This is a genomic window from Nonomuraea monospora (genome assembly GCF_039531895.1).
GTDB classification, from domain to species: Bacteria; Actinomycetota; Actinomycetes; order Streptosporangiales; family Streptosporangiaceae; genus Nonomuraea; species Nonomuraea monospora.
Map to the genome: position 1 here is coordinate 214,801 of NZ_BAAAQX010000015.1, position 13,721 is coordinate 228,521.

Genomic DNA, 13,721 nt, shown 5'->3' on the forward strand with positions numbered 1-13,721 from the left:
CGCGGAGGCCTTCGTCCGCGCCCTCACGACCTTCGTGCGGTCCCGTCAGAGTTCGATGACGACCTTGCCGAACGGCGAGCCCTCCCGGTAGTGGCGGTAGGCGTCCGGCACGTCGGTGAAGGTCCGGTCGATCACCGGCCGCAGCCCGGCGGCGGCGACGGCGGCGCACATGTCCTCCAGGTCTGTGCGGTTGCCCACGAAGACGCGGCGGAGGGTGGCCAGGCTGGAGGCGTAGGCCTCGTGGGAGATCGCGAGGTGGTCGCGGGCCGCGTCCCGGGTGATGAGCACCACCACCTCGCCGTAGAGCCCGGCGGCCCGCACGGACTGGTCGATCGTGGCCGGGCCCGCCGTGTCCACGACCAGGTCCGCGCCCCTGCCCCCGGTCAGCTCCCGCACCCGCCCGCCCCACTGCGGCGTGGCGGTGTAGTCGATCACGTGGTCGGCGCCGAGCGCCTTCAGCCGGTCGGAGTGCTCCGTCCGGGACGTGGTGACGATCACCCGGCAGCCGGCCAGCCGGGCGAACTGCACGGCGAACAACGAAACCCCGCCCGTGCCCAGCGTCACCACCGTCCGGCCGGGCAGCAGCGCCCCGCCGGCGGTCAGCGAGGTCCACGCGGTGAGCGCCGCGCACGGCAGCGTCGCGGCCTCCGCCCAGCCGAGGTGCTCCGGCACCGCCACGGCCGCCTGCTCGTCGAGCAGCGCGTACTCGGTCAGCATCCCGTCCAGCGTGCAGCCGGGCTGGTCCACCAGCTCCGGCCGCAGGCGGCCGTCGTGCCAGCGCGGCCAGTACGACCCCATCACCCGATCCCCGGCCCTGAACCTGGTCACCCCCGGCCCCGCCGCGACCACCTCCCCTGCCCCGTCACTCAGCGGGATCACGCCCGGCCGGGCGGGCAGGGAGTAGGCGCCGTCCAGGATGAGCAGGTCGCGCTTGTTGAGCGCGGCGGCGTGCACGCGGACCAGGATCTCACCCGGCCCCGGCTCGGGCACCGGGGCCTGCGTGAGCACGATCTCCGGCCGTTCCAGTCGATAGGTACGCATGTGGCGATCCTCTGAATGTGGCTTCTGCCCGGCAATTCCCCGCGGGGAATCGCGGCTCAGGCCACCGCCTCGGCAGCCGCGACGCCGCCCCGCACGACGCGGCGGGGCCGGGTGGGCAGGCCGTACATCGGGTTGGCGACGCTCCAGGCGGCCGACTTGCAGATGATCTCCTTGTACGCGGCGGCGAACCGGCCGGTCAGAGCCGCGTTGACGGCGCGGTCGTCGGCGGTGACGTACTGGATCAAGCCCTCCTTGCGGCCCAGCGAGACGCACTGGTTGAAGTAGCGCACCGACGAGTGCGGAAGCTTGCCGCCGGTGAGGCGCGCCACGATCGCGTCGGCGGCATGCATCGCGGTCGGGATGCCCGAGGCGCACGACATGCGCAGCGGCCTGTTCCCCGCGCCCATCGCCATGGCCGAGTCGCCGATGGCGTACACGTCCGGGTGCGAGACCGAGCGCAGGGTGTCGTCCACCACGATCTGCCCGTTGCCCGACAGCTCCAGGCCCGTCGCCTCCGCCAGCGGGTGCACCGCGAAGCCGGCCGTCCACACGGTGACCGCCGCCGGGATGGCGGCGCCGTCGGCGGTGGCGACGTGGCCGGGCTCGACGGCGGTGACGGTGGTGTGCTCGTGCGCGGTGATGCCGAGCTCGCCGAAGACCTTGCGCAGGTGCTCGCGTCCCTTCGGGGACAGCCAGTCGCCGAGGGCGCCGGTGGCGGCGAGGGCGACGCGCAGGTCAGGGCGGGCCTCGGCGATCTCGGTCGCGGCCTCCACGCCGGTGAGGCCGCCGCCGACGACGAGCACGCTCTGCCCGGCGCCGAGGCCGGTCAGCCGCTCGCGCAGGCGCAGCGCGCCGGGACGGGAGGCGATCTCGTAGGCGTGCTCGGCGGTGCCGGGGACGCCCTGGGGGTTCCAGGCGCTGCCGAGGGCGTAGACGAGCGTGTCGTAGGGGAGCGACTCCGGGTCCGCGGAGCCGTGCACGGCGGTGACGGTGACCGTCTTGCGGTCGACGTCCACCGCGGTCACCCTCGCCGGCTTCAGCTCGACGCCTGTCCCCGCGAACATCTCGCTGAGGGGCCGCGGCTTGAGCTCCTGACCGGTGGCGAGCTGGTGCATGCGGACGCGTTCCACGAAGTCCGGCTCGGCGTTGACGAGGGTGATGGAGACGTCCTCGCGGTGGAGGCGCCTGGCGAGGCGGCCGGCGGCGAAGGCTCCGGTGTATCCGGCTCCGAGGACGACGATGCGGTGCTGCATTTCCTCGCTCCTGTCTTGCGTGGTTGTGCCCCTTGAACCGGGCAGCCCGGCATTTCCTGACAGGAACGAGGTGTGAAGCACGTCACACTTGGAACAGGGGCTCTCCGTGGTCGCCGGCCGCCCACCGCACGGTCGCCCGTTCGAGCTTGTCGGGGTTGATCTGGTTGCGGACCGCGACGATGCCGCCGGGGGTGACCTCCAGGCACATGACGCCGACGACCCGGCCGTCCAGGACGGCCACGATGGCGGGGCCGCCGTTCGCGACCGTGGCGTGAACCTCCGGCCGGCCGCCGACCAGGGTCTCGGTCGCCGTGCCGAACCTGAACAGGCCCCGCAGGAACGTGGCGACCGCCATCGCGCCCTCGAACGGCTTGGTCCGGGCCGGGATCTTCCCGCCGCCGTCGCCGACGGAGGTGGCGTCCGCGGTGAGCAGCCGCACCAGCGGCTCGGTCCGCCCGCTGGTCGCGGCGGCCAGGAACTCCTCCACGATCCGCCGCGCCGCCGCCTCGTCGATCTCCGTGCGGGCCTTGCCGTCCGCGACGTGCCTCTTGGCGCGGTGGAAGATCTGCTGGCTGGCGGCCTCGCTGATGTCGAGGATCTCGGCGATCTCCCGGTGCGGGCAGTCGAAGGCCTCCCGCAGCACGTACACCGCCCGCTCGTTCGGCGACAGCCGCTCCATGAGCGTGAGGACGGCGTACGAGACCGACTCCCGCTGCTCGGCGGTGTCGGCGGGGCCCAGCATCGGGTCTCCGGCCAGCAGCGGCTCGGGCAGCCACTCCCCCACGTACGTCTCGCGGCGCGCCCGCGCGGAGGTGAGCTGGTTGAGGCACAGGTTCGTGAGCACCTTCGTCAGCCACGCCTCAGGCACCTCGATGCGCTCGACGTCGGCGGCCTGCCAGCGCAGGAACGTCTCCTGCACGGCGTCCTCAGCCTCGGCCGCCGAGCCCAGCAGGCGGTACGCGATGGCCTCCAGCCGGGGCCGGGAGGCCACGAACCGGTCGACGTCGTCCACGGTGAGGGGCATGGCCCCGATCATAGGCGGCTACCGTCCGCAACCGTCTCCCACCCGCGCCTACCTCGGCGAGGAAGCTCTCGACCTGCCTCCTCTCGTGGCGGCGAACGACGTGGCACCGTAACGGCGGCCGACACGCTCGGTCTCACGCTCGGCCTGGTAAGCGCGGCGGCGGCGCTTGCGGCGGGCCAGGAACCAGCCGAGGAGGATGGCGGCCATGCCGATCGGGGTCCCGGCCAGGCGGCGTGCCAGCAAAAGCTGGAAGAGCTTCTTCATACGCCCGCCACTGCCCGTGTCCGGCCGCGGCACGCCTGCGAATGCCCAGCCCGCTCACCCGCGATCAGGCGGAGCACGCCTGCGGACGCGCAGGTCACTCAACCGCGATCAGGGCGAGCACGCCTGCGGACGCGCAGGTCACTCACCCGCGATGGGCCCGGACGCGGTCGCTGTCGGGGACGGGGCCGTCTCACCGGGGTCGGGGCCCGACTGCGGCGCCACCCCGACCGTGATCGTGATCTCGGCGCCGACCTCGACACAGCCACCCGGCGCGCGACTCTGCGCGAGAACGGTGTCCACGCGCGACTCGTCCTCCACCATCTGCTCCCTCACCTGCACGGACAGCCCCGCCGCCACGAGCGCCCCGCGCGCGTCCTCCCGCTGACGGCCGGTGACCGAAGGGACGGGGACGCCGTTGCGGGACACGGTGAGGTCCACAGCGGTGCCGCCCGCGACGCGCCGGGCCGCCTTGGGCCGGGTGGACAGCACCTCGCCGGTCGGCTCCCGCGAGCACGACCGGGTGACGGCGCCCACCTTGAGCCCCGCACCGGTGAGGGCCGCCTCGGCCGCGCCGCGCTGCATGCCCGTGACCGCCGGCACCTTCAGCCCCGCCGAGACCTGGAGGAAGACCTTGGTGCCCTGGTTCACGACCATGCCGGGAGCCGGTCGGGCGGCCAGGACCTGGCCGATCGGCTGAGCGGAGTCGCGCTCGGTGACGGAACCCGGGGTGAGGCCAACCCGCTTGAGCGCCTTGGCGGCGGCGCTCCTGTCCATACCGATCAGGGCGGGGATGGCGACCGTGACCGGGACGATCACCGTCGGCGGGTCGGGGTCGGGCTCCTGCGGGCCTCGGGAGGCTTGCTGTTTGGGCTTGGCGGGCGGGAGGTTCTGGGTCTGCGTCGGAGCGGTGAAGGTGGACAGCACCGAGGTCAGGGGACCGCCGCCCGCTTGGGGAGCCGGGAGGTCGGCGGTGTCGGCGGTCATCGTGGGGACGATGACGATGAGCAGGACGGCCGCGGTCGCCAGAAGAGCGGCGCACACCGCGATGGCCGCCCTGGGCCAGCCCCGGGTGTGGTCGGGCCGCTCCCCAAGCACAAGCCCGTCACCCCCACCCGACCCCGCCCCGATCCTCACCCCCTGCCCGGGACCCGAGCCCGAGCCGACGCCATGCCCAGCGCCCGAGCCGACGCCGTGCCCTACGCCTGAGCCGATGCCCGGCGCGAAGCCCTGTCCGGCGCCGCTGCCCGCCCAGTCGGCGTGCGGCGCGCTGGTGCTCTCGTGTCCCCCCGGAGGATGCACGGAGGCTTCCCGTAAGTGGTCGGCCTGCGGAGGACGGGACGCCGGACCACCGCCAAGCCCCGGCGCGTCCGGAGGCAGCCGGTAGGCGTCACCCATCGCCCCCGTAGCCTCAGGCTCAGCCATCGGCGCCCACGGACCGGCCCCACCGGCACCCGTCCCAGCCTCGTCACCGGACCGCCCAGTTTCAGGCGAACGCTGCTCAGGCACCAAAGGCGGCGCCGCCCGCAGGATGTGCGGCGGAGGCGACCGGAGCACCTCGGGCGGCACCCCCTCAGCCGACTCCCCCAACAGCTCGAACAGCAAGTCCCTGCTGCTCGGCCGATTACGAGCGTCCTTGTCGAGACACGACTCCACCAACGCACGAAGCCGCCCCTCCAGCCGCCCCAGCTCGGGCTGGGCGGTGAGAATACGGTGCAGCACCGGCGCCACGGAGTCCTGCCCGAACGGAGCCGTCGCGTTGGCGGCGAAGCACATGGTGGCGCCCCACGAGAAGACGTCGGCCGCGCCCGTCACCGCCATGGCCGTGATCTGCTCGGGCGCCATGTACGCGGGCGTGCCCACCCCGCGCCCGCTCACCGTCGCCGCCGCGTCCAGCGCCTTGGCCAGGCCGAAGTCGATCACGCGCGGGCCGTCGGAGCCGAGCAGCACGTTCTGCGGCTTGAAGTCCCGGTGGACGATGCCCGCCCGGTGAATGGCCGCGAGCGCCGTGGCGGTGCTCACCGCCAGCCGCTCCAGCGCGCCGCCGTGCCGGGGCCCGGTGAGCGCGACCTCGCGGGCCAGTGAGGGGCCGTCCACGTACTCGCTCACGATGTACGGCCGTCCCTCGTCGAACCCGGCGTCGATCACCTGGGCCGTACAGAACCTCGCCACATGCTTGGCGAGCTCCACCTCCCGCAGGAACGCCGCCCGCTCATCACCCACGGGCCCGTGCAGGAGCTTGACCGCGTACGTCTGCCCGCCCCTCGAACCGAGGAACACAGCGCCTTGTCCACCTTCACCCAGGCGCCCGGAAAGCGCATACTCCCCGAGACGCTGCGGGTCCCCCGTTCTGAGCGGCTGCGCCGTCGGCACGGGCGTCTCCCCTCGCCGCCACTCTTTCTGCTTCCACTGAAGGCAACGGGCCGCGCACAGTCAACGGTGCTCAGGCCAATCGCGGCCTGAACGTGACACAGTCAGTCAGGATGTCCGCGCGACCTTGCCCGAATACGTCACTTCGTCCTTACCGTCGCGTGTGACCTTGATGGCCATCTGGTTCGCGTCCGAGGTGGGGAACATCCGGAGCGTCCCCGGATAGCACTCCTCGCCCTGGACCCGGTCGAGGGCGAACACCAGGCCGCTCCCCTCGCGGCCGAGGCGGCCCGAGCAGTGGAGGTCGGCGCCCCATCGCATCATGCCGCTGTCGTCGCCGGTCAGGTGCAGCTCGACGGGGAAGACGCGGTCGGCGGTGACGTGCTCGGCCGAGCCCGTCCACGTGCCTTCCAGGCTCTGCTCCGAGCCGCGCATCCAGAACAGGAAACCGGCCACGGCCATCGCCAGCCCGGCCGCCAGCACAGCCACCTGCCAGAGGCGGATCCGCCGGCGGTGTGGGGGCTGGGGCTCGATGGTGCCGGTACGGGTGCCCTCCTGCTGAACGCGTGCCTCCTTCCGAGCGCGAGTCTCCTCCTGGGCACGCGCTTCCTGAGCGCGAGTCGTTCCCTCGCCGCGCGCCTCCCGAGTGCGCGCCTCCCCCTGACCGCGCGCCTCCTGAGCGCGTGTCTCCTCCCGACCGCGCGCCTCCTGAGCGCGAGTGCCCTCCTGGCCGCGCGTCTCCTCGTGGGCGCGCGTCTCCCCGTGGGCGCCAGCCTCCTTGTGTGCGCGAGCCTCTTCTTGAGCGCGAGCCTTCTCCCGGGCGCGAGCCGCAATCAGCGGTGCGGTGATCGCGGGGAAGCTGGTCGTGGGGTCGGGGTCGGTGATCTCGCCAGGCTCGGACTCGGCCGCCCCCAGCCCGACGACCGCACTAAGCGGCCCCGTGCCCGACGGCCTGCGAGCACCCGCGTCCGGCCCGCCACCCGCATTCGGCCCGCCACCCGCGTCCGTCCCGCCGCTCGAAGCCTGCCCGTCGCTCGCATCCTGCGCGCCACCCGAACCCTGCGTCCCGCCCGAAGCCGGGCCGCCCGAGGCCCGGCCGCCCGAGGCCTGGCCGTCCGGAGCCCGCGAGGCCTTCCCAAGCCCAGGCTCCTCACCGACGGCAACCATCGCCGCCGTGGACAGCAGATCCCCCGCAACCACCTCCACCCCGAGCAGCAGCCGCAGCACCTCTTCCGCATCCGGCCGCTCCCCCGGCTCAGGCGCCAGGCAAGCCTGTACGATCCCCCGCAGCCGCCCGCCCAACGCCCCCAGATCAGGTTTGCCGTAAAGAACGCGAGCCAGCACCTCCTGATGCGTGTCAGCCGTGAAGGCCTGCCGCCCCGTAGCCGTGTAGGCGACGGTCAACCCCCAAGCCCACATGTCGGCGGGCGGCCCGGCGGACTCCCCCTTCATCCGCTCGGGCGCCATGTACGCAGGCGTCCCCATGGGCAGCTGGCTGGTGGTGTGCGCCGTGTCCATCAACCGGGACACCCCGAAGTCGATCACCCGCGGCCCGTCGATCCCGAGCAGCACGTTCCCCGGCTTGAAGTCCCGGTGCACGACTCCGGCCCGGTGGATCGCCCCCAGGGCGGTGGCGGTGCCGATGGCCAGCCGGTCGAGCGACCCGCCGGACCTCGGCCCCTCCTCGATGACGAGCTCGCGCAGCGAGGGCCCGTCCACGTACTCGCTGACCAGGTAAGGCCGGTCCCCGTCGAGGTCGGCGTCCAGGAGTTGCGCCGTGCAGAACGCCGCCACCTTCCTGACCGCCGCGACCTCGCCCAGGAACCGCCGACGCGCGTCCGGGTCGCCGGAGAGGCTGGCGTGCAGCAGTTTGACGGCGACCGGCGCGCCCTGCGGCGTCTCGCCGAGGTACACGATGCCCTGGCCGCCCTGACCGAGCCTGCGTGTCAGCCGGTACGCCCCCAACTGCTGTGGGTCATCGGCTCGTAGCTCGGACATATCCTCCCATTATGCCGCCCACCTGAGGATGCGGGCCGCGCTCCCCGTTCATGAACCACGCAAGACCTTCCCCGAATACGTGACCTCGTCCTGCCCTTCGCGGGTCACGTCGATGGCGATCTGGTCCGGATCGGCGGCCGAAGGGACGATTCGGAGCGTGCCCGGGTAACACATGTCGCCTTTGACCCGGTCGAGCCGGAACTCCAGCGCCTTGCCGCCCGGGGTGAGCCGTCCCGAGCAGTGCAGGTCGGCGCCCCAGCGCATGCTGGACGAGCCGCCGGCGCTCAGGCGCAGCTCCACCGGGAAGACCCGCTTGGCGGTCGGGTGCTCGGCCGACCCGGTCCAGGTGCCGTCGAGATCCGGCTCGGCGGGTGCGGAGGCGGACGGCTCGGCGGGCGCAGAGGCGGGTGTGGAGGCGGACGGCTCGGGCATCGGCTGCACGATCCGCGGCGGCTCCGCGACGTCCGACCGCCGCTCCCCGGCCCACCAGAGCACGGCCCCCGCCACGGCCAGCCCCGCGACCGCCGCCACCACGACCTGCCGCTCCGGCCACCACCGCCGCCCCGTCGGCACCCCACCGTCAGGCTCGGTCCAGGCGTCCACTTCAGGACGAGGGCCGGTGCCGCCGACAGGGCGCAGGTCGGTGGTGGCAGGCGGTTCGGGCAAGGGCACGGCGGCGCGGGCGCCGGTCGTGAGCACGTCCCCCTGCTCATGCCCCAGCAACCACCGCAGCACCTCCTCCGCGTCCGGCCGCTCCTGCGGATCATGACGCAGGCACCCTTCGACGACCTCCCGCAGCACCCCGCCCAGCCCGCCCAGGTCCGGCTTCCCGTACAGGATCCGAGCCAGCACCTCCTGGTACGTCTCCGCCCAGTACGCGTGCCGCCCCGTGGCCGTGTAGGCCACGGTCAGCCCCCAGGCCCACAGATCGGCGGGCGGCCCGGCGGTCTCACCCTGCACCCGCTCGGGCGAGAGGTAGGCGGGGGTGCCGAGGGAGACGCCGGTGCTGGTGGTGGCGGCGGCGTCCATCATGCGGGACACCCCGAAGTCGATCACCCGCGGCCCGTCGATGCCGAGCAGCACGTTCGGCGGCTTGAAGTCGCGGTGCACGACCCCGGCGCGGTGGATGGCGCCCAGGGCGGTGGCGGTGCCGATGGCCAGGCGGTGCAGTGATCCGCCGGACCTGGGCCCCTTGTCGGCGACGTGCTCGGCCAGGGACGGCCCTTCGACGTACTCGCTGACCAGGTAGGGCCGGTCGCCGTCGAGGTCGGCGTCCAGGAGCTGGGCCGTGCAGAAGGCGGCGACCCGCCGCACGGCTTCGACCTCGCCGAGGAAGCGCCGCCGCACGTCCGGGTCGCCGGACACTCTGGCGTGCATGAGCTTGACGGCGACGAGCGCGCCCTGGGGCGACTCGCCGAGGTAGACGACTCCCTGGCCGCCCTGCCCGAGCCGGCGCAGGATCCGGTACTCGCCCAGCCGGGAGGGGTCTTCAGCGCGGGACATAGGCCGCCAGTATGCCAGCGCCCCCATCGGTCACATCAGTGCCGGCGGTCACAGCAGCGCCGCGTACTCGTCCAGCAGGGGCAGGATCACGTCGGCGGGCCCGCTGGGCAGGGTGGCGACCACCTGCGTGATCCCGAGGGAGGCGTAGTAGTCGAGCTTCTCCCTGCTCGGCAGCGTGCCGAAGGGGACGACCTCGCAGGCCTGCGGCCGTCCGGCCTTCTCGCACGCCTCGCGCAGCGCGGGCAGCGCCGCCTTGATGCCGCGCCCGCCGATCGGCATCCAGCCGTCGCCGTACTCGGCCACCTGGGCGAACAGCTTCGGCCCCGCCGCCCCGCCGAGGTAGACGGGCGGGACCCGGACGGGCTTGGGCCACGACCAGGACGGCTCCAGGCCTTCGACGCGGGCCACCTCGTCGCGCCACATGGCCTGCATGGCCAGCACGTTGCGGCGGGCCACCTCGCGGCGCCGCCCGTACGGGACGCCGTGGTTCTCGATCTCCTCGACGTTCCAGCCGAACCCGACGCCGACGACGACTCGCCCGCCGGAGAGGTGGTCCAGGGTGGCCAGGGCCTTGGCGGTAACGATGGGGTCGCGCTGGGCGGCGAGCAGGATGCCGGTGCCGACCCGCAGGTCGCGGGTCACGGCGGCGGCGTAGGAGAGGGCGACGAGGGGGTCGAGGGTGCGCTTGTACTCCTCGGGCAGCTCACCCCCGCCGGGGTACGGGGTGCGCCGGGAGACGGGGATGTGGGTGTGCTCGGGCACGTACAGCGAGTCGAAGCCGCGTTCCTCCGCCGCTCTGGCGAGCTCGTGGACCGGCATGGCCAGATCCGTCGCGAACATCGTGACGCCAAGCCTCATACGACACTCCCCACAGCGAACCAAGCGATTGCTCGGTTAAGATTTCCAGAGTACCTTGCAGAAGACCATCCCGCGGAAAGAGGTCCACGGTGAAGTTTTCTATCTTCCTGAATCCGCAAATACCAGGCTCTGGTTACGCCGCCGAGGAGAACGCCAGGGCCAAGCGCCCGATCGGGCGGGACACCGAGTCGTACCAGAGGCTGCTGCACGAGGTACGGGAGATAGCCGTCCACGCCGACCAGATCGGGTTCGACGCGCTGATGATGACCGAGCACCACTTCCACTCGGAGGGCATGGAGTTCTCGGTCAACCCGCTGATGTTCCTCACCGACCTCGCCGCCAGGACCGAGCGCATCCTGCTCGCGCCGCTCGGCCTCGTGCTGCCCGCCTGGGACCCGATCAGGGCCGCCGAGGACGTGGCGCTGCTCGACCAGTTCTGCAAGGGCCGGCTGCGCCTGGGCGTGGCCAGGGGTTACCAGAACCGGTGGATGAACGTCCTGGGCCAGCGCTGGCACGCCGCCGCCGCCCGCTCCGACGGCTCGGCGTCCGACACGCGCAACTTCGACGTCTTCGGCGAGGTGCTGAAGATCATGAAGATGGCGTGGACGCAGGAGACGCTGCGCTACAAGTCGGACGTGCTCGACTACCAGGTGCCCTACCCGTTCGAGGGCATCGAGGGCTGGCCCGCCCAGGAGTGGACGCGCACCTTCGGCTCCCCCGAGGAGATCGACGAGGACGGCACCATCAAGGCCGTCTCCGTCTGCCCCAGGCCGTACCAGAACCCGCACCCCGAGCTGTGGCAGCCGTTCACGATCTCCGACCGGTCGGTGATCAGGGCGGCGCAGGAGGACATCCTGCCGTGGATGTTCACCCCCAACCCGGACGACCACGCCCAGAAGGCCAAGCTCTACCAGGAGGAGTCGGCCAAGCAGGGCCGCCGGTACAAGCTGGGCGAGCACACCGGCATCCTCAAGATCGTCGGCATCGCCGACACCACCGAGGAGGCCATCAACACCTTCGGCCGCAGCATCCCCAAGGACTTCGCCGCCTTCTTCGGCCCGTTCGGCTACCTGGAGGTGCTGCGCAAGAAGGAGGACGAGAAGCACAAGCCCATCTCCCCCGAGAAGGGCGACGCCAAGCGCATGAACGACGTCGAGATGGCCCTGTTCGGCACCCCCGACGACGTCAAGCGCGGCATCCAGCGCATGCTCGACCGCATGCCCGACCTGGAGTGGTTCGGCCTCTACATGCAGGGCCAGCAGGGCGTGCTGCCGCTGGACACGGTCAAGCGGAACCTGGAGCTGTTCGCCACCAAGGTCGCGCCGGAGTTCCGATGAGATACTGGCTGGGAGCCTCGTTCTCCGACACGGATCAGTTCGTCGAGCTGGCGCGGGCCGCCGAGCGGTGCGGGTTCGACACGCTGACGCTCTCCGACCACCTCTTCTACGCCGACTTCGCGACGCCTTACCCGTACTCGAAGTCGGGCAGGCCGCGCTGGGACGCGAGCACGCACTGGCCGGACGTCTGGGTGACGATCGGCGCCATGGCCGCCGTCACCAGCACCCTGCGCTTCTCCCCGAACGTCTACATCGCCCCGGCCCGCGACCTGTTCACCGTGGCCAAGCAGGTCTCCACGGCGGCGGTGCTGTCGCACGACCGGGTGACGTTCGGCGTCGGCGTGGGCTGGTGCAAGGAGGAGTTCACCGGCACCGGGCAGGACTTCCACACGCGCGGCCGGCGCCTGGACGCGATGCTGCCCGTCCTGCGCTCGCTGTGGGCGGGCGAGACGGTCGCGCTCGACGGCCTGCCCCCGCTGTCGATCTGTCCCACCCCGGCGCGGCCGATCCCGGTCGTCGTGGGCGGCGACAGCGAGGCGGCCCTGCGCCGCGCGGCCACGCTGGGCGATGGCTGGATCGGCAACCGCATCTACACCGAGGAGCAGTTCGACGAGGTCCTCGCCGCGCTGCGCGGCCATCTCGACGCGAGCGGCAGGCCGATGGACGGCTTCGAGATCATCGCCCCGCTCGCGGTCCTGCCCGACGCCGAAACCTACCGCCGCTTCGCGGCCAAGGGCGTGACGGGCACCATGGCCGCCCCGTGGTGGCTGGCCACCCCCGAGGAGAAGGCGCGGTACGGCGAGAACACCCTGGAACTCAAGATCGCCACCATGGAGCGCTTCGCCGAGGAGGTCATCGCGAAGACGTGACCCCCGGCCGCCCGTGGGCGATGGCCGGGTCGTGCCGGTCACCGAAGGCCCGCCCCAGTAGGGCCCGCACACACGCCCAGCCGTTCGCGTTCGACTCGCTCAGCCTTCCATACGCGTTCGTATGGAAGGCTCCGCAGCGAGGAGTTCAGTATCTTGGCCGCGTCCGGCGAGCATCCAGCCTTTGCACCTGGACGCAAAGGCTGGACATGGGCCTCACCGGCCCGACGACAGCAGGGTCTGCCCCAGCGGGGTGATCACGTGCAGCACGGCGGTGCCGTGGCGGTGCGTCTCGATCAGCCCGGCGTCGCGCAGCACCCGGGTGTGGCGGCTGACGGAGGCGGGCGAGGTCGCGGCGCGCTGCGCCAGTTGCGTGGTGGTGGCTCCGTCGTCGATGGCGGCCAGCACCGTCGCGCGGGTCGCGCCGAGCAGGGCGACCAGCGACTCGGTGCGGTTCGTCTGCCAGTGCGAGTGGCGGTCGATCGGGTACACCAGCGTCGGCGGCAGGCCGGGGTCCGCCAGCGCGACCGGCACCCGCCTGCAGAAGTACGACGGGATCAGCAGCAGCCCGCGCCCGTCGAGGTGCAGGTCGCGGTCCACGTCGTAGTCGACCTCCAGCAGCGGCGGGCGCCAGCGCATGAGCGGCGCCAGCCCGCGCAGCAGCCCGTCAGGGCCGCCCTCGGCCAGGTCGCGCCGCCTGCGCGACACCTCGGCCGCGATGGCCGCGCCGATCACGTCCTGGTAGGGCTCGATGGCGATGGCGTGGTAGGCCCGCAGCGTGGCCGCCAGGTTCATCAGCGTCGCCGTCTCCCCCTCGGCCAGCCGCCTGCCCCAGCCGGGCAGCGCCGCCGTGCGGGCCAGCGTCTCCATCTCGTGCCGCAGCCGCGCGCGCGGCGTGCCGAGTATCGCCTGCAGCCCGGCGTCGAGCCCCTGCAGGCCCTCGGCGGGCGTGATGAAGTCGGGGAAGTACGGGCCGAACGGCGTCAGCGCGGCCACCACCCGCTCGTGGCGGTGCAGCACGTGCCGCTCGCGCCGCATCTGCGCCAGCCAGGGGCGCAGCGTCGCCGGTGGCGCGGGGTCGGCGAGCCGGTGCCTGCTGAACACCATCTCCCAGAAGGGATCGGCGGTCTCCGCTAATCGGGTGCGCCGTAAGTCGTCGCCGGTGAAGTGAATCCTGAGCATCGATCCCTCGATCCCTTCAACGGGCCCC

General features: G+C 72.5%; 11 protein-coding genes. 2 read left to right on the forward strand and 9 right to left on the reverse strand.

Translation table 11 applies throughout. The features are described from left to right. Positions 1 to 45 precede the first annotated feature (45 nt). The 8 genes from ABD331_RS28415 to ABD331_RS28450 all read right to left on the reverse strand — a co-directional run bounded on the left by ABD331_RS28415 (position 46) and on the right by ABD331_RS28450 (position 10,308). The gene (locus ABD331_RS28415) at positions 46 to 1,041 is read right to left on the reverse strand and encodes a zinc-dependent alcohol dehydrogenase family protein (RefSeq protein ID WP_344480889.1); all 996 of its coding nucleotides are present in this window, start codon (positions 1,039 to 1,041) and stop codon (positions 46 to 48) included. 56 nt (positions 1,042 to 1,097) lie between these two features. After that, positions 1,098 to 2,294, reverse strand: a complete 1,197-nt coding sequence (locus tag ABD331_RS28420) for an NAD(P)/FAD-dependent oxidoreductase (RefSeq protein WP_344480892.1) — start codon at positions 2,292 to 2,294, stop codon at positions 1,098 to 1,100. A gap of 82 nt (positions 2,295 to 2,376) precedes the next feature. Then, positions 2,377 to 3,318, reverse strand: coding sequence for an RNA polymerase sigma-70 factor (locus ABD331_RS28425; protein ID WP_344480894.1), 942 nt, complete (start codon positions 3,316 to 3,318; stop codon positions 2,377 to 2,379). Positions 3,319 to 3,366: 48 nt separating this feature from the next. Then, positions 3,367 to 3,582, reverse strand: coding sequence for a DUF6203 family protein (locus tag ABD331_RS28430; protein WP_344480896.1), 216 nt, complete (start codon positions 3,580 to 3,582; stop codon positions 3,367 to 3,369). A 138-nt stretch (positions 3,583 to 3,720) separates the two neighbouring features. Further along, positions 3,721 to 5,952 carry a serine/threonine-protein kinase gene (locus tag ABD331_RS28435; RefSeq protein ID WP_344480898.1) on the reverse strand — a complete coding sequence of 744 codons (2,232 nt, stop codon included), beginning with the start codon at positions 5,950 to 5,952 and terminating at the stop codon, positions 3,721 to 3,723. A 105-nt stretch (positions 5,953 to 6,057) separates the two neighbouring features. Next, positions 6,058 to 7,947 (reverse strand): serine/threonine protein kinase, encoded by a 1,890-nt coding sequence (locus ABD331_RS28440; RefSeq protein WP_344480900.1) that lies wholly within the window; start codon positions 7,945 to 7,947, stop codon positions 6,058 to 6,060. A gap of 48 nt (positions 7,948 to 7,995) precedes the next feature. Beyond that, entirely contained in the window at positions 7,996 to 9,450 is a 1,455-nt protein-coding gene (locus tag ABD331_RS28445) for a serine/threonine protein kinase (RefSeq protein ID WP_344480902.1), read from the reverse strand. Positions 9,451 to 9,498: 48 nt separating this feature from the next. Next, positions 9,499 to 10,308, reverse strand: a complete 810-nt coding sequence (locus tag ABD331_RS28450; RefSeq protein WP_344480904.1) for a TIGR03619 family F420-dependent LLM class oxidoreductase — start codon at positions 10,306 to 10,308, stop codon at positions 9,499 to 9,501. Between the two features lie 89 nt (positions 10,309 to 10,397). On the opposite strand from ABD331_RS28450, the gene ABD331_RS28455 reads away from it, so the two are divergent. After that, on the forward strand, positions 10,398 to 11,645 hold the full coding sequence (locus ABD331_RS28455; RefSeq protein ID WP_344480906.1) for an LLM class flavin-dependent oxidoreductase: 1,248 nt from the start codon (positions 10,398 to 10,400) through the stop codon (positions 11,643 to 11,645). Further along, a complete protein-coding gene (locus ABD331_RS28460) occupies positions 11,642 to 12,514 on the forward strand; it encodes a TIGR03619 family F420-dependent LLM class oxidoreductase (RefSeq protein ID WP_344480908.1) in 873 nt (290 codons plus the stop codon). Before ABD331_RS28455 ends, ABD331_RS28460 begins: the two co-directional genes overlap by 4 nt. 213 nt (positions 12,515 to 12,727) lie before the next feature. On the opposite strand, the gene ABD331_RS28465 is transcribed toward ABD331_RS28460, so the two are convergent. Further along, positions 12,728 to 13,693, reverse strand: a complete 966-nt coding sequence (locus ABD331_RS28465) for an ArsR/SmtB family transcription factor (protein WP_344480910.1) — start codon at positions 13,691 to 13,693, stop codon at positions 12,728 to 12,730. Positions 13,694 to 13,721: the final 28 nt, after the last annotated feature.